Raw genomic sequence first — 20,709 nt, 5'->3', positions numbered from 1 at the left:
CGGGGGGACCCGCTGACATGGGGTAATGTTTGCGGTGCGCCCGGGCGATTAGCTCAGTGGGAGAGCGCTTCGTTCACACCGAAGAGGTCACTGGTTCGAAACCAGTATCGCCCACCACCCGGACAGATGGCCCCGGAGACCGACCAGTCTCCGGGGCCATCGGCGTATCCGCGGACAGGTGATCGGCCACCGCGGGCCGAAGGGGTGATGCACGGCCCCGGACCGGAGGAGCCCTGTTCACGCGACCGGACCATGACACCGGAGTACACGGGCCCGGTTCCCCGGACCCGTGCGCACACCCGGCGGCCGTCGCGCTCAGCGCATCCGGCCCACGGTCTCCCGCAGCCTGCGAGCCTCCCTCAGCCGCTGCTCGTAGGTCGCGCCCACCATCAGCAGCAGCAGACCGGCCAGCGCGGGCGGCAGCCAGCGCGGCAGCGCGTCCACGACCTGGACCACGTGCGGCGTCAGCTCGTGCAGCGCGACCGCGGCCAGCGTCGCCCCGCCCAGCGCCAGCGGTGCCTGGAGCCGCAGCCGCGCCCCCAGCAGGGTGACCGCCAGTGCCGTGAGGCCCAGCAGCAGCGGCCGGAGCCATGGCCCCTCGCCCCACGCGGCCGCGAGGCTGGGCAGCAGTGCCGCGGCCAGGCCGGGGCCGTACGCCTGCCAGGAGGACGTCCGGGGGTCCCTGCGGTGCCGCACCGCCCCCACCACCAGCGCGGGTACCGCGACCGGCAGTGCGTACGCCTCGGGGGCCACCACGTCCCAGGCCGCCAGCCGCACCCAGGCCGCCGCCACCAGGAGCAGCGCGCCGGCCGCGCCGGCGACATGCCGCCGCTCCGGCCGGAGCGCGGTGCCCGAGGCGATCACCCCGCCCAGCGCGAGCACCAGCGCCAGCACCGGCGGCTCGGCCGCCGCGAGCAGGGCCGCGAGCAGCCCCACCGCCGCGCCGGCGCACTCCAGCGGGATCGCGACCGGGTGCGCGGCCGGCCGGGCGGTGATCAGGGCCACCGCGGCGGGCACCGCGATCAGCACCAGCGCGGTCAGGTGCGGCGGTGCCTCCGCCGCGAGGCAGCCGGCGATCAGCAGCGCGGTGCCGAGGAGGACGGCCGCGCAGGCCAGGCTCGCCCGTGCGGCCCGGGAGGCGCGGGAGCGCACCGTCACGGCGGTCAGCACGGCGAACAGGACACCGAGCACGGTGAAGGTGGCCGGGCGGGTCACGAGCGACAGCAGCGCCGTGCTCACGGCCCCGGTGAGACCGCAGACGAGTGCCACGGGCGGCAGCGCCGCCGGGAGCGGGCGAAGGCCGGCCGCGAGCGCGGCGACCGTCAGCAGCACCTGGGCGATCAGCGCGGTGAGGTGTCCGGCGGAGAGCGCCGAGGGCAGCATGAAGAGCGCGGCCCAGCCGAGGAGGAGCGCGCCGCCCCGGGCCACGGCCCGGTCCTCGGGCCGCCGTCCGAATCCGCCCGCGTGCCCGGCCGGAGCGGTCCGGGGTTCCGCGCCCGCGGTGTCCCGGGCTCCCGCCCCGGTGTCCGCCCCGGTGGCCTGTCGCGCGCCGCCCGGCGCGTCGCCGTGATCCGTCGCCGAACCGTCCGCGGTCCCGGCCCCGGACACGGCTTCCGTGCCGGGCGCGGAGCTCCATGGCGCCGAGTCCGGCGCCGCGCCCTCGGCGGCGGCGGATCCGGTGTCCGATGCCCCGGCCCCGGCGGGCCCGGCTTCCGGACCGGGCCCGGCCGTCCCCCGTACCCCCGGCGCGGTGGCCGTACCGGCCGGGTCGCGGCGGGCCAGGAGTGCCAGGACACCCGCCACCAGCAGCAGCACCACCGGTGCCGCGGCGGCGCCCGGCACGGGCAGGGAGCCGGTCTCCGGGCCCGGAACGGCCTGTGCGGGATGCTCCGGCCAGATGTCCCCGAGCAGGGCGACCGGGCCCGCGAGGGTCATCAGGACCATCGGGACGACCGAGAGCAGGGCCAGGACGTGCACCGCGGCCGAGGCCCCGGACAGGCCCGACAGCTCGCGCCGGGACGCCCTCCGGCGTACCGCGGGGAGTGCGGTGAGCGCCAGGAGGCCGGCCGCGCAGAGCAGATACCCGGGTATCGCCCACCCCGCCGGAACCACCGTGCGGAGCAGCCCGCCCGCTCCCGTGATCAGGGCCAGACCCGCCACCGCGCCGCCCGCGAGGGCCGTCGCCGGCGCCCGCCGGGCCGCGGTCAGGGCGAGTACGGCGCCCGCCGCGAGCAGCAGCGCGGGCTCGGCCGCCGCGCCCGGGGTCTCGGCGATCAGCGCGCCGAGCCCGCCGGCCAGCAGCGCCAGACCACCCGCGACCGAGGCGCCCACCAGGGCGAACACCCGCACCACCGGCCGCCGCACGGCCCCCGCGACCAGTACGTCGAAGGCGGCCGTTCCCAGCAGCGCCCACTCGATCGACGGCCCGAAACCGCTGCCGGCCGTCGCCGCCGCCCAGAGCACCAGCGGCAGTTGGGCCGCCGTCACCGCCGCCGGACCGGGGATCCGCAGCTCCCGGACCACCGCCCCGTACCCCGCCCACAGCACCGCCAGAACCGCCGAGGCCCAAGCCGCGTAGGCCGCGCCGTGCGCCCCCGGCAGGGCCACCCGGTGCAGGGCGTAGGCGTCCAGCACCAGCAGCACCAGGCCGAGCGCGCCGAGCGCCTCGGCCGTGGAGGTGAGTCCGCGGCGCAGCAGGAGGACCGGGGCCGCCAGCGCGGCCAGGGTCACCGTGCCGAGCACCGCGGAGCGCCCCGCGATCCCGAGCCTGCCCCAGCCGACCAGGGTGAAGGCGATGGCGGCCACCGCGAGCAGCAGCCCGCCCAGCGCCAGCAGCACATTCTGCGCACTCGGCCCGGCGGCGCGTGAACCGGCGGGACCGGTGGGACCGGCGGAAGGCGAGCCGGCGGAAGCCGCGGAGGCCCGCATGCGCGGAGCCGTCCCCGCCGACGGCTGGAGCACGGTGAGAAGCCAGGCGCGGCGCGCCAGCAACTGGGCGCGCCGGGCGTCCAGTCGGACCAGCTCGCGATCGAGGATGACGAGCTCCTCGGCCGGCGGCGGCGGTGGCGGAAGGTTGTTCATGGTTGGAGTGTGTCCGGCGCCACACCGCAGGGCATGGGTGCGGATACTCATATCCCGTCTGAGTACGGCTCCGCCGTGCGGGCCCGGGGGCGGAGAACGGAGCCGGACATGGACTGGAACCACTACCGCTTCCACACCGTCTGGGAGCTCACCGCCCCGCCGGACGCGGTCTTCGCGGCACTGGAACGCCCCGTCGACTACCCCCTCTGGTGGCCCCAGGTCCGCTCCGTCGTCCAGCTCGACGAGGAGCGCGGCACCGCCCGGATCCGCTCCTTCCTCCCCGTCGGGCTGACGGTCACCGCCCGCGCCGTGCGGCACGACCCGGTCGCCGGGATCCTCGAAGTCCGGCTGGGAGGCGATCTGGAGGGGTGGGTGCGCTGGACCGTCACGGCGGGCTCGGGCGGTGCCCGAGCCGTGTACGACCAGACGGTGGAGGTGCGCAAGCCCCTGATGAGACGGCTGGCGCCGCTCTGCCGCCCGTTGTTCCGGGCCAATCACGCGGCCATGATGCGCGCCGGGCGGCGCGGTCTGGAGGGCCGGCTGCGCCCCGGCCGGTCCGGACCCGCCGGGGCGGGGGAGCGGGGGCCCGGGGAGATTTGAAGACGGGCCGCCCGGACCTGTATGGTTCAGTCCGTTCCCGGGCGATTAGCTCAGTGGGAGAGCGCTTCGTTCACACCGAAGAGGTCACTGGTTCGAAACCAGTATCGCCCACCGGGAAGAGCCGGTCCGTCATCGACGGACCGGCTTTCCGCTGTTCCCGGCCGTCCGCCCGTCAGGCCGCGGTGCGCAGTTCGGGCCGGAGCGGCCAGGACGGATCCACCACCTCGGGCGTACCGCTGCGGGCGAACCACGCCTGGAGGCCGCGTGCCTGAGCCGCGTGCCACACCGCCTGGAGTGTGTGCAGCTCGGCCGGTGTCAGCCGCTCCATCCGCCCGGCGAAGCGCCGGCCCACCGCGCGGGTCACCTCCAGCGCCGCGAGCGCGTCGGCCGCCGCGTCGTGCGCTCCCGTCGGCACCACCTCGTACTGCTCGCACAGATCGGTCAGCGTCCGGCGGCCCTTGCGGTACCGGTCCAGCTGTTTGTCGAGCACTCTCGGATCCAGGACCGCGAGCGGCAGCTGTTCCAGCCAGCCGCCGAGCGAGGAGGCCCGGTGCCGGCGCAGCTCGCGGTCGAGGATCGTCAGATCGAACGGCGCGTTCATCACCACCAGCGGCCGGTTCGCGGCGCACTGCTCCGCCAGCGCCTTCGCCACCTCCGCCATCACCGGCGCCGGCCAGCGGCCGTTGTGCTGGAGGTGCTCATCGGTGAGGCCGTGCACCGCGACGGCCTCCGCCGGCACCGGGATCCCCGGATTCACCAGCCAGCGGGTGACGCGCGGCCGCGCGCCCGCCGAATCCTGGACCACCACCGCGGCCGACACGATGCGGTCCTCCTCGACATCGACCCCGGTCGTCTCCGTGTCGAACGCGGCCAGCGGGCCGTCGTACCAGTGCGTCATCCCCGAACTCCTCGCACATGACCGGCAGATGGCGCCGTCGCCCTGCCCGGAACGGTGATACCCGCGCTGTTCGCGCCGTACGCGGGGTGGTGACGACACAGATGGCGGCAGGGTCCGCCGGCGCGTGCGCACCCGCGCGCGGGGGTGTGCCGGGGCCGGGCGGAGCCCCGGGCGGTACGGCGTCCTCGCGCGCCCGCGCTCGGGCAAGCGCGTCAGGGCGGGCACGGGCCGAAGGTCCGGAAGGCCGCACGCGCGCCCGCGTGCGGGGAAAATGCGACCGCACGGCAACCGCCCCGCCGGGCAGCCCCCTTCGGAACACCTCCCGGCGCGCGCCGCCGAGCCCCCTCCCGCCACCGGGCCCGGCCCCCCGCTCCGGCACCGGCTCCCGGGCACCGGCCTCCGGAGCCCGGGAGAGTTCCCGCTGCCCGCCCCGGGGGCTTCCTCCCGGGTGAACCCTTTCGCGGCCCACCCCCCGCGCTCGGTACGATTCAGTCAGACCCGGTGTCCGCCGGGCCCCCCATCAGTCAGGAGAGACCGGTGTCAGACGTCCGTGTGATCATCCATCGCGATTCCGAGCGGGAAGAGCGCGTGGTGACCACAGGCACGACGGCCGCGGATCTCTTCGCCGGTGAGCGCACCGTCATCGCCGCCCGGGTCGCGGGCGAGCTGAAGGACCTGTCGTACGCACCCGGCGACGGCGAGGAGGTCGAGCCCGTCGAGATCTCCTCCCCGGACGGTCTGGACATCCTGCGCCACTCCGCCGCGCATGTCATGGCGCAGGCCGTGCAGGAGCTCTTCCCCGAGGCCAAGCTCGGTATCGGCCCGCCGGTCAAGGACGGCTTCTACTACGACTTCGATGTCGAGAAGCCGTTCACCCCCGAGGATCTCAAGGCCATCGAGAAGAAGATGCAGGAGATCCAGAAGCGCGGCCAGCGCTTCTCCCGCCGGGTGGTGAGCGACGAGGCCGCCCGCGAGGAGCTGGCCGGCGAGCCGTACAAGCTCGAACTGATCGGGATCAAGGGCTCCGCCTCCAGCGACGACGGCGCGGATGTCGAGGTCGGCGCCGGCGAACTGACGATCTACGACAATCTGGACGCCAAGACCGGTGATCTGTGCTGGAAGGACCTCTGCCGGGGCCCGCACCTGCCCACCACCCGGAACATCCCGGCCTTCAAGCTGATGCGGAACGCCGCCGCCTACTGGCGCGGCAGCGAGAAGAACCCGATGCTCCAGCGGATCTACGGCACCGCCTGGCCGTCCAAGGACGAGCTCAAGGCACACCTCGACTTCCTCGCCGAGGCCGAGAAGCGCGACCACCGCCGGCTCGGCACCGAGCTGGACCTCTTCTCCATCCCCGACGAGATCGGCTCCGGCCTCGCCGTCTTCCACCCGCGCGGCGGTATCACCCGCCGGGTGATGGAGGACTACTCCCGCAAGCGGCACGAGCAGGAGGGGTACGAATTCGTCTACACCCCGCACGCCACCAAGGGGCACCTCTTCGAGAAGAGCGGCCACCTGGACTGGTACGCGGAGGGCATGTACCCCCCCATGCAGCTCGACGGTGGTACGGACTACTACCTCAAGCCCATGAACTGCCCGATGCACAATCTGATCTTCGACGCGCGCGGACGCTCCTACCGTGAGCTGCCGCTGCGCATGTTCGAGTTCGGCACCGTGTACCGCTACGAGAAGTCCGGAGTCGTCCACGGCCTGACCCGGGCCCGCGGCTTCACCCAGGACGACGCGCACATCTACTGCACCCGCGAGCAGATGGCCGAGGAGCTCGACCGCGCGCTGACCTTCGTCCTCAATCTGCTGCGCGACTACGGTCTGACCGACTTCTATCTGGAGCTCTCCACCAAGGACCCGGAGAAGTTCGTCGGCTCGGACGAGGCGTGGGAGGAGGCCACCCGGGTGCTGCGGGAGGTGGCCGAGAAGCAGGGCCTGCCGCTCACCCCCGACCCGGGCGGCGCGGCCTTCTACGGCCCCAAGGTCTCCGTCCAGGCCCGGGACGCCATCGGCCGGACCTGGCAGATGTCGACCGTGCAGCTCGACTTCAACCTCCCCGAGCGCTTCAACCTCGAGTACACCGCGCCGGACGGCTCACGGCAGCGTCCCGTCATGATCCACCGGGCGCTCTTCGGTTCCATCGAGCGGTTCTTCGCCGTGCTCCTGGAGCACTACGCGGGCCACATGCCGCCGTGGCTGGCCCCCGTGCAGGCGGTCGGCATCCCGATCGGCGACGCCCATGTCGAGTACCTCCAGGAGTTCGCCGCCGAGGCGCGGCGCAAGGGCCTGCGGGTCGATGTGGACGCCTCGTCGGACCGGATGCAGAAGAAGATCCGCACCCAGCAGAAGCTCAAGGTCCCCTTCATGATCATCGTCGGTGACGAGGACATGAACGCGGGCACCGTCTCCTTCCGCTACCGGGACGGCTCGCAGGAGAACGGCATCCCGAAGGACGAGGCCATGGCCAAGCTCCTGAAGGTCGTCGAGGACCGCGTACAGGTCTGACCGGCGCCGGACACCCGGCTCATGGGGAGCCCCCGGGGAGGATCACCTCCCCGGGGGCTCCCTGTCCTCGTCCAGCGTGAAGGTCTGGATCAGCCAGGACGAGAACGACCCGGTCACCGCGCCCAGCAGCGCCAGGCCGCCCGTCATCATCCCCACCGCGATCACCCGGCCCAGCGCGGTCACCGGGGTCTCGTCCCCGTAGCCGACCGTGGTCAGGGTCGAGCAGGCCCACCACACCGAGTCCCCGAAGGTGCGGATGGTGGCGCCCGGCGCCCCGCGCTCCTGCGCGTACACCGCCAGCGCGCCCGCGAAGCCCAGCAGCACCGCCGACATCCCGGCATAGGTGATCACCCGGGCGTACAGCGGCAGCCGGGGGCCGGTGTGCCGGTGCTGGACGGACTCGTAGAGCTGGACGATCCGCAGCGGGCGCAGCAGCGGCAGCACCACCACGATCACATCCAGCGGATGCCGGCGCAGATAGCCGGGGCCCTCGCCGCTGAGCCGCCACCGCACCACGAAGTCCAGCAGGAAGAAGGCCCATGCCGCGTAGGTGACGGCCAGCGCGGCGTCCCGCCACTCCGGCGCGAGATCGACGGCCAGCACCCGTACCGCGTAGCAGGCCAGAAAGAGCCCCGAGGCCACGAAGAGCGGGACCTCCATGCGGGTGCGCCACCGCCACAGGGCGTTCTCGTCGCTCATCGCCCCAGGATCGCGCCCCCGCCGCGGGGGTGGCCCCGGCGACACGCCCCGCACGGGTGAAGCCATATGCTGCACATCATGACGAGTGAGCCGGAGCAGCAGATCGGAGTGGGAACGCCCGACGCGTTCCAGCGTTTGTGGACGCCACACCGGATGGCGTACATCCAGGGGGAGAACAAGCCGACCGGGCCCGAAGCCGGCGACGGCTGCCCCTTCTGCTCCATCCCCGCCAAATCGGACGAGGACGGGCTGGTGATCGCCCGCGGCTCGCATGTGTACGCGGTGCTCAACCTCTACCCGTACAACGGCGGCCATCTGATGGTGGTGCCGTTCCGGCATGTCGCCGACTACACCGAGCTGACCGATGACGAGACCGCCGAACTCGCCCTCTTCACCAAGCGGGCGATGAGCGCGCTGCGCGCCGCCTCGGGTGCGCACGGCTTCAACATCGGGATGAACCAGGGGATGGCGGCCGGGGCGGGGATCGCCGCCCATCTGCATCAGCACATCGTGCCGAGGTGGGGCGGGGACACCAACTTCATGCCGGTGGTCGGCCACACCAAGGTGCTGCCGCAGCTCCTCGCCGACACCCGGGCGATGCTGGCCGGGGTCTGGGCCGCCGGGTAGTACGGCCGGACCGGCACATGACGAGGCCCCGGGGACCCTTCAGGTCCCCGGGGCCTCGTCATGGCCTCATCACGCGTCGTACAGATCGGCCTTTCGCGGCGACAGATCCTGGACCGCGCCGCTCACGGCCATCGAACGGCCGGTGAAGCGGTCGGTGTCCACACCATTGTCGGCGAGCACCTTCAGCGCCGCCGCGTGAGCCACCCGCAGCACCGGGGTGGCCGCGCGCATCGCGTCGTCCGCCATGAAACGGTGCCGCCAGGGCTGCTCGGCCCAGGCATGCCGCAGCCCGAACGGCTCCGGCAGCACCAGCTTCCCGCCGAGGAACTCCAGCAGCGGCGGATACCAGGTCAGCGGCGCCCGCACGGCGAGACGCACCACCTCCGGCGCGTCCACCAGCGGCAGCGTCCGGGTCTTGGTCTCCCAGAACCGGATGGTCTTGCTGGTGGTGACGGTCTTGGGGGAGGACTTGGTGCTGAAGAGGCCGTGGACCGGGCCGAGCGCATGCCCGGTGACCTCCACCCGCAGGGTCTCGTGCAGCACGGTCACCGTGATCATCATGGTGATGACCAACTGGCCGTCCCAGAGGGTGAACTGCACGCCCAGATAGTGCCGGTTGCCGCTGCCGAACTGCTGGTGATTGCAGATGCGCTGTATCTCGTGGCCCTTGACCTGGTGCGCCTCCACATCCTGGCCGTCGGGCCGGGAGACGGAGCCGGCGTTCTCACCGACCGGGGAGACGATCCAGTGCTTCACCGAAGGGGTCGGGAAACCACCGGAGTTCAGCGGGCCGCGCTCCAGCAGCTTCAGCCGGTCGTGGATCGCTCTTATGACATCCCAGCTGCGGAACTGATTGATCTCCTTGGCGGGATCCTTGGAGACCAGCTCCTCCGCCATCTGCCAGCTGCCCCACCGGGTGCCCATGCCCAGTATTCCCTTGGGACCGGCGTAGAAGGCCGAATTGGACTGCTGCTCGGCGGTGAGATTCTGCAGGCTCTGGCGGAGCGCCTCGCGCCGCGCGTCATTGGGGTCACCGGGCATCTTGGCACCCACCCCGCCGCCCGAGAGCAGACCGTCCCAGCGCTCCCGCAGATCCTTGGCCGTGGACTCGCAGATCCGGGTGGCCAGCAGCCAGCCGACCACCGGGGCGACGATCATCCCGCGCAGATACCAGCCCAGAACGCCGGTGAAGGGCAGCCGGATCAGCATCAGCAGCGCGAGACCGCCCAGCCCGATCAGCAGCAGCGTGCCCAGGGTCCCGGCCCGCTTGTTCTGCGCCCCCGCTATGGTCCGGCGGAGCTGGAACGCGCCCATCCACAGCAGCATGCCCGGCAGGAAGAGCAGACCGAAGACCGCGGTGATCGCGGTGAGTTTGGTGTCCCGCTCCTTGCGGATCCGCTGGGCGTCGAGGCAGTGCTCCACCACCACCTGCGGCTCCAGACCGAAGGACTGGATCAGCGCGCCGCGCCCGCCGCCGAGGGTCCTCAGCTGCACCGCGCGGGAGAACGCCTCCCCCAGATTCGGCTCGAAGAGCGAGAACTTCCCCGGCTTCACATCGGACTTGTGCCAGTCGTTGTTGGCCTTGAGGATGTCCGCGACCGGGCTGTCCCGGTACGCGGCCGAGGCGAGCATATGAGTCGCCGCGGTCTGCCCGGCGGAACCCATGATCGGGATCTGTGCTCCGGGACTGAAGTCGAAATCGCTCATCACATACCGCCCCCATCACCGCTCTGTGTCCGCTCTGCGGCTGTTTCCCGACCACGGCGCCCCGCACACCTGCTGAGCTGGGCACCTCAGCGTATCCGGGGGATGACCTCTGCGTCAGGTGACCTGGGCACGGGGGCGGCCCGCGGGATGGGGAAAAACCGCCCCCGTGAAGGGGGCCGCGCCGGCCGGCGGACATCGGCCGGGGTCCGGGACACCGCGACTGCCTGCGGAGATCCCCCGTCAACAGCCCCTGCACCACTCGCCCGCCGCGCGCTCCGCCCCGCTAACCTGCCTTCTCGGCCACCTTTTCGGACACCTTCTCGGCCACCTGCGGCGGCATCGGCTCATGCCGGAGATATGAACGGCTGAACTGCCCGGTGCCGTGCGAGAGGGAGCGCAGATCGATCGCGTACCGTCCGATCTCGATCTCCGGCACCTCCGCCCGCACCAGAGTCCGCGATCCGGCCGACTGCTCGGTGCCGACCACCCGTCCGCGCCGCCCCGAGAGATCGCTCATCACCGGGCCCACGTACTCGTCCGGAATCAGCACCCGCACCTCGGCCACCGGCTCCAGCAGTTCGATCCGGCTCCCCGCGGCGGCCTCGCGCAGCGCCAGCGCCCCCGCGGTCTGGAAGGCGGCGTCGGAGGAGTCCACCGAATGCGCCTTGCCGTCCCGCAGCGTGATCCGCACATCGACCAGCGGATGGCCGGCGGCCACACCGCGCGCCGCCTGGGCGCGCACCCCCTTCTCCACGGAGGGGATGAACTGCCGGGGCACCGCGCCGCCCACCACCTTGTCCACGAACTCGATCCCCGAGCCCGGCGCCAGCGGCTCCACCTCGATCTCGCAGACGGCGTACTGGCCGTGCCCCCCGGACTGCTTCACATGCCGGCCGCGCCCGGCCGCCGGCCCGCCGAAGGTCTCCCGCAGCGACACCCGGTGCGGCACCACGTCGACCCGGACGCCGTACCGGCTGCGCAGCCGCTCCAGCGCCACATCGGCATGCGCCTCGCCCAGACACCACAGCACCACCTGGCGGGTGACCCGGTTCTGCTCCAGGCGCATCGTCGGATCCTCGGCGGCCAGCCGGGAGAGCCCCTGGGAGAGCTTGTCCTCGTCCGCCTTGCCGTGCGCCCGGATCGCCAGCGGCAGCAGCGGGTCGGGCATCGCCCAGGCCGCCATCAGCAGCGGATCGTCCTTCGAGGAGAGGGTGTCGCCGGTCTCCGCGCGGGAGAGCTTGGCCACACACGCCAGATCCCCGGCGACGACCCGGTCGAGCGGGCGCTGCCGCTTGCCGAAGGGCACCGAGAGCGCGCCCACCCGCTCGTCCACATCGTGGTCCTCGTGCCCCCGGTCGGCCAGCCCGTGCCCGGAGACGTGCACCGTCTCGTCGGGGCGCAGGGTGCCGGAGAAGACCCGTACCAGCGAGAGCCGCCCGACATAGGGGTCGGACGCGGTCTTCACCACCTCGGCGACCAGCGGACCGTCCGGATCACAGCTGACCCGGGGGCGCGGCGCGCCCTGCGGAGTGGTGACGGCCGGGCACTCCGGTTCCAGCGGGGTGGGGAAGCCGCCGGTGATCAGCTCCAGCAGCTCGACCGTGCCGAGACCCTGGCGGGCACCCCCGGCGGCCGGCGCGGCGGCGAGCACCGGATGGAAGACCCCCCGGGCGACCGCCTTCTCCAGATCCCCGACGAGTGTGGCGAGGTCGATCTCCGCACCGGCGAGATAGCGGTCCATCAGGGTCTCGTCCTCGCTCTCGGCGATGATCCCCTCGATCAGCCGGTTCCGCGCCTCCTCGATCAGCGGCTCCTGCCCGGCGGCGGGCGCGGTCTCCTTCCGCTCCCCGGCCGCGTAGTCGAAGATCTTCCCGGAGAGCAGTCCGAGCAGTCCGGTGACCGGGGTGTGACCGTCCGGTCCGGGGGTGCCGTACTGGGGCAGATACAGGGGGAGCACGGCGTCGGGGTCGTCCCCGCCGAAGTTCTCCGCGCAGATCCGGACCAGCTCCTCGTACCCGACCCGGGCGGTCTCCAGATGGGTGACGACGATCGCCCGCGGCATTCCCACGGCGGCGCACTCCTCCCAGAGCGCGCGGGTGGTGCTCGCGACCGCCTCGGCCTCCTGTGCCGCCGAGACCACGAAGAGGGCCGCGTCCGCGGCGCGCAGACCGGCCCTCAGCTCCCCGACGAAATCGGCGTAGCCGGGCGTGTCCAGCAGATTGATCTTGTACTCGCCCCATTCGACGGGGACGAGGGAGAGCTGTACGGAACGCTGCCGGCGGTGCTCGATCTCGTCGTAGTCCGAGACGGTCGAACCGTCCTCCACCCGCCCGGCCCGGTTCACCGCGCCCGCGGTGAGCGCCAGGGCCTCGGTCAGGGTGGTCTTTCCCGAGCCGCTGTGGCCGACGAGCACCACATTCCGTACGGATGAGGGCCGGCCGGCCGCTGTCGCCCTGCCCGCGGCTCCGGGGTGTGTGTTCGCCTTGACGCCCATGATGCCTGCCTCCCGATCGATCCGATCGAATGCACCGAGTGCACGGTGCGGTGCGCGGAGATGGGCCGCGGGGGCCGGGCCCGCGATGCGGCGGGGGCGGAGCCGGGGGATACCCGTGTCCGCCCGGGCCCGGGGAGAGTCCGGCGGTGTCCGCGGTCGTGGTGACGGGTGCGCGGCCGGTACCCGGGACTCCGGGGCCCGGCCGCCGGTCGTCCTTCGAGCTTTCCACTCCGGTGGGGGCCCGTCCATCCCCCGCGCGGCACCGCGCGGCCCGCCGCGGGCCCGGTTCCGCCCCGCCGGGCCCCCGGTCGCGCCGGGTCCCGGCGGTGCCCGGCGCCAGTGATGGCTACGATGGGCCAGCCGGTGGCCGATGGGGCCACACGGCCCACCGAACCTCGGGAAGGCCATGCTGAACAAGTACGCGCGTGCGTTCTTCACGCGTGTCCTCACACCGATCGCCGCATTTCTGCTCCGCCGCGGGGTCAGCCCCGACGCGGTCACGCTGATCGGTACGGCCGGAGTGATGGCGGGTGCCCTCTACTTTTTCCCCAGGGGAGAGTTCTTCTGGGGCACGATCGTCATCACGCTCTTCGTCTTCTCGGATCTGATCGACGGCAACATGGCCCGCCAGGCGGGCATCTCCAGCCGCTGGGGCGCCTTCCTCGACTCCACCCTCGACCGGGTGGCCGACGGAGCCATCTTCGGCGGATTCGCCCTCTGGTACGCGGGCGGGGGCGACGACAACATTCTCTGTGCCGTCTCCATCTTCTGCCTGGCCAGCGGTCAGGTCGTCTCGTACACCAAGGCCCGCGGCGAGGCGATCGGCCTCCCGGTCGCCGTCAACGGCCTCGTGGAGCGCGCCGAGCGCCTGGTGATCTCCCTCGTCGCCGCGGGCCTCGCCGGTCTGCACGCCTTCGGTGTGCCCGGTGTCGACGTCCTGCTGCCGATCGCGCTCTGGATCGTGGCCCTCGGCAGCGCGGTCACCCTGGGGCAGCGTGTCGTCACGGTGCGCCGGGAGTCGGCCGAGGCCGACGCCGCCGCGCGGAACGAGGCGGACGCGACATGATCCGGGACCGTCTCACCGACGGGCTGTACGGACTGGGCTGGAGCGCGGTGCGCAAGCTGCCCGACCCGGTGGCCTCGTCGCTCGGCCGGACCATCGCCGACACCGCCTGGAAGCGGCGCGGCAAGGGGGTGCTCCGGCTGGAGTCCAACCTCGCCCGGGTCGTGCCCGACGCCGGCCCCGAGCGCCTCGCCGAGCTGTCGAAGGCCGGGATGCGCTCGTACATGCGGTACTGGATGGAGTCCTTCCGGCTGCCGTCCTGGAGCGCGGAACGCGTCGCGGAGAGCGTGTCGATCAAGGACGCGCACCATATGACGGACGCCCTCGACGCCGGCCGCGGTGTGGTCCTCGCCCTGCCGCACCTGGCCAACTGGGACCTCGCGGGGGTCTGGGTCACCCGGACCCTCGGCATACCCTTCACCACCGTCGCCGAACGGCTGAAGCCCGAATCGCTGTACGACCGCTTCGTCGCCTACCGGGAGAGCCTCGGCATGGAGGTGCTGCCCCACGCGGGCGGCTCCGCCTTCGGCACCCTGGCCCGGCGGCTGCGCGAGGGCGGGCTCGTCTGTCTGGTCGCCGACCGGGATCTCTCCTCCTCCGGGGTCGAGGTCGACTACTTCGGCGCCCGGGCCCGGATGCCCGCCGGCCCGGCACTGCTCGCCCAGCAGACCGGGGCGCTGCTGCTGCCCGTGAACCTCTGGTACGGCCCCGAACCGGCCATGCACGGCCTGATCCACCCCCCGGTGGAGGTCCCCGTGACAGGTACCAGGGCCGAGAAGACGTCTGTGATGACACAGGCCCTGGCGGACGCCTACGCCGCGGGCATCGCCGAGCACCCGGAGGACTGGCACATGCTTCAGCGGCTCTGGCTGGACGACCTGGAGATCCGGCCCGAGGAGAGCGCCCGGTGAGGATCGGCATCGTCTGCCCGTACTCCTGGGATGTGCCGGGCGGAGTCCAGTTCCACATCAGGGACCTGGCGGACCATCTCATCCGGCTCGGCCACGAGGTCTCCGTACTGGCGCCGGCGGACGACGACACCCCGCTGCCGCCGTTCGTCGTCTCGGCGGGGCGGGCCGTGCCCGTCCCGTACAACGGCTCCGTCGCCCGGCTCAACTTCGGCTTCCTCTCCGCCGCGCGGGTGCGCCGCTGGCTCCACGACGGCACCTTCGACGTCATCCACATCCATGAGCCCACCTCGCCGTCGCTGGGCCTGCTGGCCTGCTGGGCGGCGCAGGGGCCGATCGTGGCGACCTTCCACACCTCCAACCCCCGCTCCCGGGCCATGATCGCGGCGTATCCGATCCTCCAGCCCGCGCTGGAGAAGATCAGCGCCCGGATCGCGGTCAGCGAGTACGCCCGGCGCACCCTGGTCGAGCATCTGGGCGGGGACGCCGTGGTCATCCCCAACGGCGTCGATGTCGGGTTCTTCGAGAAGGCCGCCCCGAAGAAGGAGTGGCAGGGCGGCACGATCGGCTTCATCGGCCGGATCGACGAACCGCGCAAGGGGCTCCCCGTCCTGATGAGGGCCCTCCCGACGATCCTCGCCGCCCACCCCGGCACCCGGCTGCTGGTCGCGGGCCGGGGGGACGAGGAGGAGGCGGTCGCCTCGCTCCCCGCCGAGATGCGCGGCAGCGTGGAGTTCCTCGGCATGGTCAGTGACGAGGACAAGGCGCGGCTGCTGCGCAGTGTCGATGTGTATGTCGCGCCCAACACGGGCGGCGAGAGTTTCGGCATCATCCTGGTCGAGGCGATGTCGGCGGGCGCGCCGGTGCTGGCGAGCGATCTCGACGCCTTCGCCCAGGTCCTGGACCAGGGCGAGGCCGGCGAGCTCTTCGCCAACGAGGACGCGGCGGCACTGGCCCGCGCGGCCAACTCCCTGCTGGCCGACCCGGACCGGCGGGCGCAGCTGCGGGCGAGGGGCAGCGCTCATGTGCGCCGCTTCGACTGGTCCACGGTCGGCGCGGACATTCTCTCGGTGTACGAGACGGTCACCGACGGCGCCGCCTCGGTCGCCGCGGACGAGCGCCCCGGCCTGCGCGAACGCTTCGGCCTGGCCCGCAGCTGACCTTCCGGGGGCGGGCGATTTCGAGGCCCGTCCCCCCGGGAGCGTTCGGGCCCGTACTCCCGGGGGCAGGGGAGCCCGTACTCCCGGGAGCATCCCGGCGTTTGAGGACGTACCCTCGACCCCGGGGGCATCCGAGCCGGTCCGGCGACTGAGGACGGACCCTCGCCTCCGGGCGAGGACACCCCCACCCGCTTCCGCCCGCCCGGTAACCTTGCCGCCCGTGACCGCAACGCTCATCTGGATTCTGCTCGGCGTCATCGCCATCGGTATGTACCTCAGCTGGACCGCCGGCCGGCTCGACCGCCTCCACACCCGTATCGACGCCGCCCGCGCCGCCCTCGACGCCCAACTGCTGCGCCGCGCCTCGGTCACGCAGGAACTCGCCACCTCCAAGGTGCTCGACCCCGCCGCCTCGATCGTGCTGTACGAGGCCGCCCACGCCGCCCGCCAGGCCGAGGAGGAGCAGCGCGAGGTCGCCGAGAGCGAACTGAGCGCCGCCCTGCGGGTGGTCTTCGGCGAGAGCGCCCAGCTGGAGGCGGTCCGCGAGGTCCCCGGCGGCGAGGAGGCCGCGCTCGAACTGGCCCAGGCCGTGCGCCGGGTCCCCATGGCGAGGCGATTCCACAACGACGCGGTGCGCGCCGCCCGCGCACTGCGCCGGCACCGCAAGGTCCGCTGGTTCCGGCTGGCCGGCCATGCCCCCTTCCCGCTCGCCTTCGAGATGGACGACGAGCCGCCGACGGCCCTCGCGGACCGCCCGGGAACCTGACCCCCAACAGACTGCGAGAGGCCGCGAGACGGCCCGGCCGACACCTCCGTACCCCACACGAAGATCCACTCGCCGCCCCCTCCGCGTCCACCCGGCACGCACCCCTCACACCGCCCTGACCTGCCCTGACACAGATCTGACCAACACCTCACCGGATTCCGCGAACCCGCCGGACCGCCCCCGCGCACCGCCGGAAAACGATCCACCGCCTATTCATTGGCCCTTGCAGTGGACTGCTTCACGGAGGTTCCATCGTTGACGCACCGTGCCGCCGGGAGACGCTCCCGGCAGCACCCCGGCACCGGCCGGAAAAAGTCATCACGTCTTCCCGAGTGAGGTCCTCTGTGTCCACCACCCCCACCACCCCGAACTCCGCCGCCCCGGCGACCGGCACCGCCCGCGTCAAGCGCGGCATGGCCGAGCAGCTCAAGGGCGGCGTCATCATGGACGTGGTCAACGCCGAGCAGGCGAAGATCGCCGAGGACGCGGGCGCCGTGGCCGTGATGGCCCTGGAGCGGGTGCCCGCCGACATCCGCAAGGACGGCGGAGTGGCCCGGATGTCCGACCCCAACATGATCGAGGAGATCATCGAGGCGGTCTCCATCCCCGTCATGGCCAAGTCCCGTATCGGCCACTTCGTCGAGGCCCAGGTGCTCCAGTCCCTCGGCGTCGACTACATCGACGAGTCCGAGGTGCTGACCCCGGCCGACGAGGTCAACCACTCCGACAAGTTCGCCTTCACCACCCCCTTCGTCTGCGGCGCCACCAACCTCGGCGAGGCCCTGCGCCGGATAGCCGAGGGCGCCGCCATGATCCGCTCCAAGGGCGAGGCCGGCACCGGCAATGTCGTGGAGGCGGTCCGCCACCTCCGCCAGATCAAGAACGAGATCGCCCGGCTGCGCGGCTACGACAACAACGAGCTGTACGCCGCCGCGAAGGACCTCCGTGCCCCGTACGAGCTGGTCAAGGAGGTCGCCGAGCTGGGCAAGCTGCCGGTGGTCCTCTTCTCGGCCGGCGGCGTGGCCACCCCCGCCGACGCGGCGCTGATGCGCCAGCTCGGCGCCGAGGGCGTCTTCGTCGGCTCCGGGATCTTCAAGTCCGGCGACCCGGCCAAGCGCGCCGCCGCGATCGTCAAGGCCACCACCTTCTTCGACGACCCCAAGATCATCGCGGACGCCTCCCGCAACCTCGGCGAGGCCATGGTCGGCATCAACTGCGACACCCTGCCCGAGGCCGAGCGCTACGCCAACCGGGGCTGGTGATGACCGCTCCCGGGAACCCGGTGATCGGGGTTCTCGCCCTCCAGGGCGATGTACGGGAGCACCTGACCGCACTGGCCGCGGCGGACGCCGCGGCCAGGCCGGTCCGGCGGCCCGAGGAGCTCGCCGGGGTCGACGGCCTGGTGATCCCCGGCGGCGAGTCCACCACCATGTCCAAACTCGCCCATCTCTTCGGCATGATGGAGCCCCTGCGCGAGCGGGTCCGCTCCGGAATGCCGGTCTACGGCACCTGCGCCGGCCTGATCATGCTCGCCGACAAGATCCTCGACCCGCGCTCGGGCCAGGAGACCATCGGCGGCATCGACATGATCGTGCGCCGCAACGCCTTCGGCCGCCAGAACGAGTCGTTCGAGGCGGCCGTGGAAGTGGCCGGGGTCGAGGGCGGCCCGGTGGAGGGCGTCTTCATCCGCGCGCCCTGGGTGGAATCGGTCGGCGCCCGGACCGAGGTGCTCGCCGAGTACAACGGCCATGTCGTCGCGGTCCGGCAGGGCAGTGCCCTGGCGACGTCCTTCCACCCCGAGCTCACCGGCGATCACCGGATGCACGGTCTCTTCGCGGACATGGTGCGCGACGCACGGTGACCCGCTCCCGGTAGGATCGCTGCCGAACACAGCAGCACTGGGTAACGCGAAGGAGAAGGCAGATGTCCGGCCACTCTAAATGGGCTACGACGAAGCACAAGAAGGCCGTGATCGATGCCAAGCGCGGCAAGCTCTTCGCGAAGCTGATCAAGAACATCGAGGTCGCGGCGCGCACGGGCGGCGCCGACGTCGACGGCAACCCGACCCTCTTCGACGCCATTCAGAAGGCGAAGAAGCAGTCGGTTCCGAACAAGAACATCGACTCGGCGCTCAAGCGCGGGGCCGGCCTGGAGGCCGGCGGTGCCGACTACGAGACGATCATGTACGAGGGTTACGGCCCGAACGGTGTCGCGGTGCTCATCGAGTGCCTCACCGACAACCGCAACCGCGCCGCCTCCGACGTACGCGTCGCCATGACCCGCAACGGCGGCTCGATGGCCGACCCGGGCTCGGTCTCGTACCTCTTCAACCGCAAGGGCGTCGTGATCGTCCCCAAGGGCGGACTGACCGAGGACGACGTCCTCGACGCGGTGCTCGACGCCGGTGCCGAGGAGGTCAACGACCTCGGTGAGTCCTTCGAGGTGCTGAGCGAGGCCACCGACCTCGTCGCGGTGCGCACCGCGCTCCAGGCCCAGGGCATCGACTACGACTCCGCCGAGGCCAACTTCGTCCCGACCATGCAGGTCGAGCTGGACGAAGAGGGCGCGCGCAAGATCTTCAAGCTGATCGACGCGCTGGAGGACAGCGACGACGTGCAGAACGTCTTCGCCAACTTCGATGTGTCCGACGAGGTCATGGCCAAGGTCGACGCCTGACACGGCACCACCCCGCACACCCCTCTTCCGTTCATCGGGCCCGTTCCGCACGAGTTGTCAGTGCGAGCGGATAGCCTGCACAAACAGATGAACGAAGGAGGGGTGGCGTGCGTGTACTGGGGGTCGACCCGGGGCTGACCCGGTGCGGTGTCGGCGTGGTCGAGGGGGTCGCCGGCCGCCCGCTCACCATGATCGGCGTCGGTGTGGTGCGCACCCCCGCCGATGCCGAGCTCGGCGACCGGCTGGTCGCGATCGAGCGGGGCGTCGAGCAGTGGCTCGACGAACACCGCCCCGGATTCGTCGCCGTGGAGCGGGTCTTCAGCCAGCACAATGTCCGTACGGTGATGGGCACCGCCCAGGCCAGCGCGGTCGCCATGCTCTGCGCGGCCCGGCGCGGCATCCCCGTCGCCCTGCACACCCCCAGCGAGGTCAAGGCCGCCGTCACCGGCAGCGGCCGCGCGGACAAAGCGCAGGTGGGCGCCATGGTGACCCGGCTGCTCCGGCTCGACGCCCCGCCGAAGCCCGCCGACGCCGCCGACGCCCTCGCCCTCGCCATCTGCCACATCTGGCGGGCCCCCGCGCAGAACCGCCTCCAGCGGGCCGTGGCCCAGCACACAGCGAAAGGCCGTACCGCATGATCGCCTCCGTGAGCGGACAGGTCGCCGCCCTCGCCCCCACCACCGCGGTCATCGAGGTGGGCGGTGTCGGCATGGCGGTCCAGTGCACCCCGAACACCCTCTCCGGCCTGCGGCTCGGCGAGCCGGCCAAGCTCGCCACCTCCCTGGTGGTCCGGGAGGACTCCCTCACCCTCTACGGCTTCGCCGACGACGACGAGCGGCAGATCTTCGAGCTGCTCCAGACCGCCAGCGGTGTCGGCCCCCGGCTGGCCCAGGCGATGCTGGCGGTGCACACCCCCGACGCTCTGCGGATCGCGGTCGCCTCGGGCGACGAGAAGGCGCTGATGGCCGTGCCCGGCATCGGCAAGAAGGGGGCCCAGAAGCTGCTCCTCGAACTGAAGGACCGGCTCGGCGACCCGGTCGGCGCCCCCGGCACCCACCGCCCCGCGGGCGGTGCCGCCGGCGCGGCCTGGCGCGATCAGCTCCATGCCGCCCTGATCGGTCTCGGTTACGCCGCCCGCGAGGCCGATGACGCGGTCGCGGCGGTCGCCCCCCAGGCGGAGGCGTCCCAGGGCACCCCCCAGGTGGGCGCCCTGCTCAAGGCCGCCCTCCAGAGCCTCAACCGCACCAGGTGACGAGCGGCCGGCCCGGCGGCCGGGAGCCGGCGGCCACGCGCCCCGCACCGGCGCATGCGCGGCCCGTCCGCCGTCCGCCGGCCGCCGGAGCCGCGTCAGTCGACTCGCGTGGCGTTTCCCGGGTGACCGCCCGGGGCAGCCGGAGTCGCGTGAGTCGATTCACGCGGGCCCGTGCGCCGGGCCCGGGGGCCCGAGCCGCGTGAGTGCTTCACGTGCCGAGCCGCCGCCCGGTCAGAGACATCCCCACCCCTCCGCCCTGCGGCC

Annotated in this window: 17 protein-coding genes and 2 tRNA genes; 14 read left to right on the top strand and 5 right to left on the bottom strand. The window is 72.5% G+C overall.

The genetic code is table 11. The annotated features are described in order from the left end of the window. Window positions 1-42 precede the first annotated feature (42 nt). Window positions 43-117 (top strand) — tRNA-Val (locus AAFN69_RS15350). Between the two features lie 198 nt (window positions 118-315). Here the strand turns inward: AAFN69_RS15350 and AAFN69_RS15345 are convergent. Next, window positions 316-3,081, bottom strand: coding sequence for a hypothetical protein (locus AAFN69_RS15345; RefSeq protein ID WP_347729048.1), 2,766 nt, complete (start codon window positions 3,079-3,081; stop codon window positions 316-318). Window positions 3,082-3,189: 108 nt separating this feature from the next. Here AAFN69_RS15345 and AAFN69_RS15340 point away from each other — a divergent pair, with 108 nt between their 5' ends. Continuing rightward, entirely contained in the window at window positions 3,190-3,681 is a 492-nt protein-coding gene (locus tag AAFN69_RS15340; RefSeq protein ID WP_347729047.1) for an SRPBCC family protein, read from the top strand. A gap of 39 nt (window positions 3,682-3,720) precedes the next feature. Next, window positions 3,721-3,792, top strand: a tRNA-Val gene (locus AAFN69_RS15335). Window positions 3,793-3,853: 61 nt separating this feature from the next. Here the strand turns inward: AAFN69_RS15335 and AAFN69_RS15330 are convergent. Continuing rightward, window positions 3,854-4,579 (bottom strand): 3'-5' exonuclease, encoded by a 726-nt coding sequence (locus AAFN69_RS15330; protein ID WP_347729046.1) that lies wholly within the window; start codon window positions 4,577-4,579, stop codon window positions 3,854-3,856. Window positions 4,580-5,116: 537 nt separating this feature from the next. Between AAFN69_RS15330 and thrS the strand changes: the two genes are divergently transcribed. After that, window positions 5,117-7,093 (top strand): threonine--tRNA ligase, encoded by a 1,977-nt coding sequence (thrS, locus tag AAFN69_RS15325; RefSeq protein WP_347729045.1) that lies wholly within the window; start codon window positions 5,117-5,119, stop codon window positions 7,091-7,093. Window positions 7,094-7,135: 42 nt separating this feature from the next. Here the strand turns inward: thrS and AAFN69_RS15320 are convergent, their stop codons facing one another. Beyond that, on the bottom strand, window positions 7,136-7,792 hold the full coding sequence (locus AAFN69_RS15320) for an ion channel (RefSeq protein WP_347729044.1): 657 nt from the start codon (window positions 7,790-7,792) through the stop codon (window positions 7,136-7,138). A 66-nt stretch (window positions 7,793-7,858) separates the two neighbouring features. Between AAFN69_RS15320 and AAFN69_RS15315 the strand changes: the two genes are divergently transcribed. After that, window positions 7,859-8,419: an HIT domain-containing protein gene (locus tag AAFN69_RS15315; protein ID WP_347729043.1), complete on the top strand. Its 561-nt coding sequence runs from the start codon at window positions 7,859-7,861 to the stop codon at window positions 8,417-8,419. A gap of 69 nt (window positions 8,420-8,488) precedes the next feature. Here AAFN69_RS15315 and AAFN69_RS15310 read toward each other — a convergent pair whose 3' ends face one another. Next, on the bottom strand, window positions 8,489-10,126 hold the full coding sequence (locus AAFN69_RS15310; RefSeq protein WP_347729042.1) for a hypothetical protein: 1,638 nt from the start codon (window positions 10,124-10,126) through the stop codon (window positions 8,489-8,491). Between the two features lie 283 nt (window positions 10,127-10,409). Continuing rightward, a complete protein-coding gene (locus AAFN69_RS15305) occupies window positions 10,410-12,620 on the bottom strand; it encodes an elongation factor G-like protein EF-G2 (protein ID WP_347729041.1) in 2,211 nt (736 codons plus the stop codon). Between the two features lie 406 nt (window positions 12,621-13,026). On the opposite strand from AAFN69_RS15305, the gene pgsA reads away from it, so the two are divergent. The 9 genes from pgsA to ruvA all read left to right on the top strand — a co-directional run bounded on the left by pgsA (window position 13,027) and on the right by ruvA (window position 20,445). Further along, window positions 13,027-13,686 carry a phosphatidylinositol phosphate synthase gene (gene pgsA, locus AAFN69_RS15300; RefSeq protein WP_347729040.1) on the top strand — a complete coding sequence of 220 codons (660 nt, stop codon included), beginning with the start codon at window positions 13,027-13,029 and terminating at the stop codon, window positions 13,684-13,686. After that, window positions 13,683-14,594, top strand: a complete 912-nt coding sequence (locus AAFN69_RS15295; protein ID WP_347729039.1) for a phosphatidylinositol mannoside acyltransferase — start codon at window positions 13,683-13,685, stop codon at window positions 14,592-14,594. Before pgsA ends, AAFN69_RS15295 begins: the two co-directional genes overlap by 4 nt. Continuing rightward, window positions 14,591-15,751 (top strand): glycosyltransferase family 4 protein, encoded by a 1,161-nt coding sequence (locus AAFN69_RS15290; protein WP_347729038.1) that lies wholly within the window; start codon window positions 14,591-14,593, stop codon window positions 15,749-15,751. Before AAFN69_RS15295 ends, AAFN69_RS15290 begins: the two co-directional genes overlap by 4 nt. Window positions 15,752-15,971: 220 nt before the next feature. Further along, complete coding sequence (locus tag AAFN69_RS15285; RefSeq protein WP_347729037.1) at window positions 15,972-16,517, top strand: hypothetical protein; 546 nt, start codon at window positions 15,972-15,974, stop codon at window positions 16,515-16,517. A gap of 344 nt (window positions 16,518-16,861) precedes the next feature. Beyond that, on the top strand, window positions 16,862-17,779 hold the full coding sequence (pdxS, locus tag AAFN69_RS15280; RefSeq protein WP_347729036.1) for a pyridoxal 5'-phosphate synthase lyase subunit PdxS: 918 nt from the start codon (window positions 16,862-16,864) through the stop codon (window positions 17,777-17,779). Then, complete coding sequence (pdxT, locus tag AAFN69_RS15275) at window positions 17,779-18,378, top strand: pyridoxal 5'-phosphate synthase glutaminase subunit PdxT (RefSeq protein WP_347729035.1); 600 nt, start codon at window positions 17,779-17,781, stop codon at window positions 18,376-18,378. The genes pdxS and pdxT overlap by 1 nt, the downstream gene beginning before the upstream one ends. Window positions 18,379-18,440: 62 nt before the next feature. After that, window positions 18,441-19,193 (top strand): YebC/PmpR family DNA-binding transcriptional regulator, encoded by a 753-nt coding sequence (locus tag AAFN69_RS15270; RefSeq protein WP_347729034.1) that lies wholly within the window; start codon window positions 18,441-18,443, stop codon window positions 19,191-19,193. A gap of 107 nt (window positions 19,194-19,300) precedes the next feature. After that, the gene (gene ruvC / locus AAFN69_RS15265) at window positions 19,301-19,831 is read left to right on the top strand and encodes a crossover junction endodeoxyribonuclease RuvC (RefSeq protein WP_347729033.1); all 531 of its coding nucleotides are present in this window, start codon (window positions 19,301-19,303) and stop codon (window positions 19,829-19,831) included. Continuing rightward, window positions 19,828-20,445, top strand: coding sequence for a Holliday junction branch migration protein RuvA (ruvA, locus tag AAFN69_RS15260; protein ID WP_347729032.1), 618 nt, complete (start codon window positions 19,828-19,830; stop codon window positions 20,443-20,445). The genes ruvC and ruvA overlap by 4 nt, the downstream gene beginning before the upstream one ends. The last annotated feature ends 264 nt before the right edge of the window (window positions 20,446-20,709 follow it).

This window comes from Streptomyces sp. CAU 1734 (assembly GCF_039888735.1).
In the GTDB taxonomy this organism is placed as follows: domain Bacteria; phylum Actinomycetota; class Actinomycetes; order Streptomycetales; family Streptomycetaceae; genus Streptomyces.
The sequence above is the reverse complement of the archived record's forward strand: the minus strand, read 5'-3'. Positions and strand labels throughout refer to the sequence as shown.

Bases quoted from the DNA above. Each gene is read 5' to 3' on its own strand.
- AAFN69_RS15345 (WP_347729048.1), bottom strand. From the start codon at position 3,081: ATGAACAACCTTCCGCCACCGCCGCCGCCGGCCGAGGAGCTCGTCATC.
- AAFN69_RS15340 (WP_347729047.1), top strand. From the start codon at position 3,190: ATGGACTGGAACCACTACCGCTTCCACACCGTCTGGGAGCTCACCGCC.
- AAFN69_RS15330 (WP_347729046.1), bottom strand. From the start codon at position 4,579: ATGACGCACTGGTACGACGGCCCGCTGGCCGCGTTCGACACGGAGACG.
- AAFN69_RS15320 (WP_347729044.1), bottom strand. From the start codon at position 7,792: ATGAGCGACGAGAACGCCCTGTGGCGGTGGCGCACCCGCATGGAGGTC.
- AAFN69_RS15315 (WP_347729043.1), top strand. From the start codon at position 7,859: ATGCTGCACATCATGACGAGTGAGCCGGAGCAGCAGATCGGAGTGGGA.
- AAFN69_RS15310 (WP_347729042.1), bottom strand. From the start codon at position 10,126: ATGAGCGATTTCGACTTCAGTCCCGGAGCACAGATCCCGATCATGGGT.
- AAFN69_RS15305 (WP_347729041.1), bottom strand. From the start codon at position 12,620: ATGGGCGTCAAGGCGAACACACACCCCGGAGCCGCGGGCAGGGCGACA.
- pgsA (WP_347729040.1), top strand. From the start codon at position 13,027: ATGCTGAACAAGTACGCGCGTGCGTTCTTCACGCGTGTCCTCACACCG.
- AAFN69_RS15295 (WP_347729039.1), top strand. From the start codon at position 13,683: ATGATCCGGGACCGTCTCACCGACGGGCTGTACGGACTGGGCTGGAGC.
- pdxT (WP_347729035.1), top strand. From the start codon at position 17,779: ATGACCGCTCCCGGGAACCCGGTGATCGGGGTTCTCGCCCTCCAGGGC.
- AAFN69_RS15270 (WP_347729034.1), top strand. From the start codon at position 18,441: ATGTCCGGCCACTCTAAATGGGCTACGACGAAGCACAAGAAGGCCGTG.
- ruvA (WP_347729032.1), top strand. From the start codon at position 19,828: ATGATCGCCTCCGTGAGCGGACAGGTCGCCGCCCTCGCCCCCACCACC.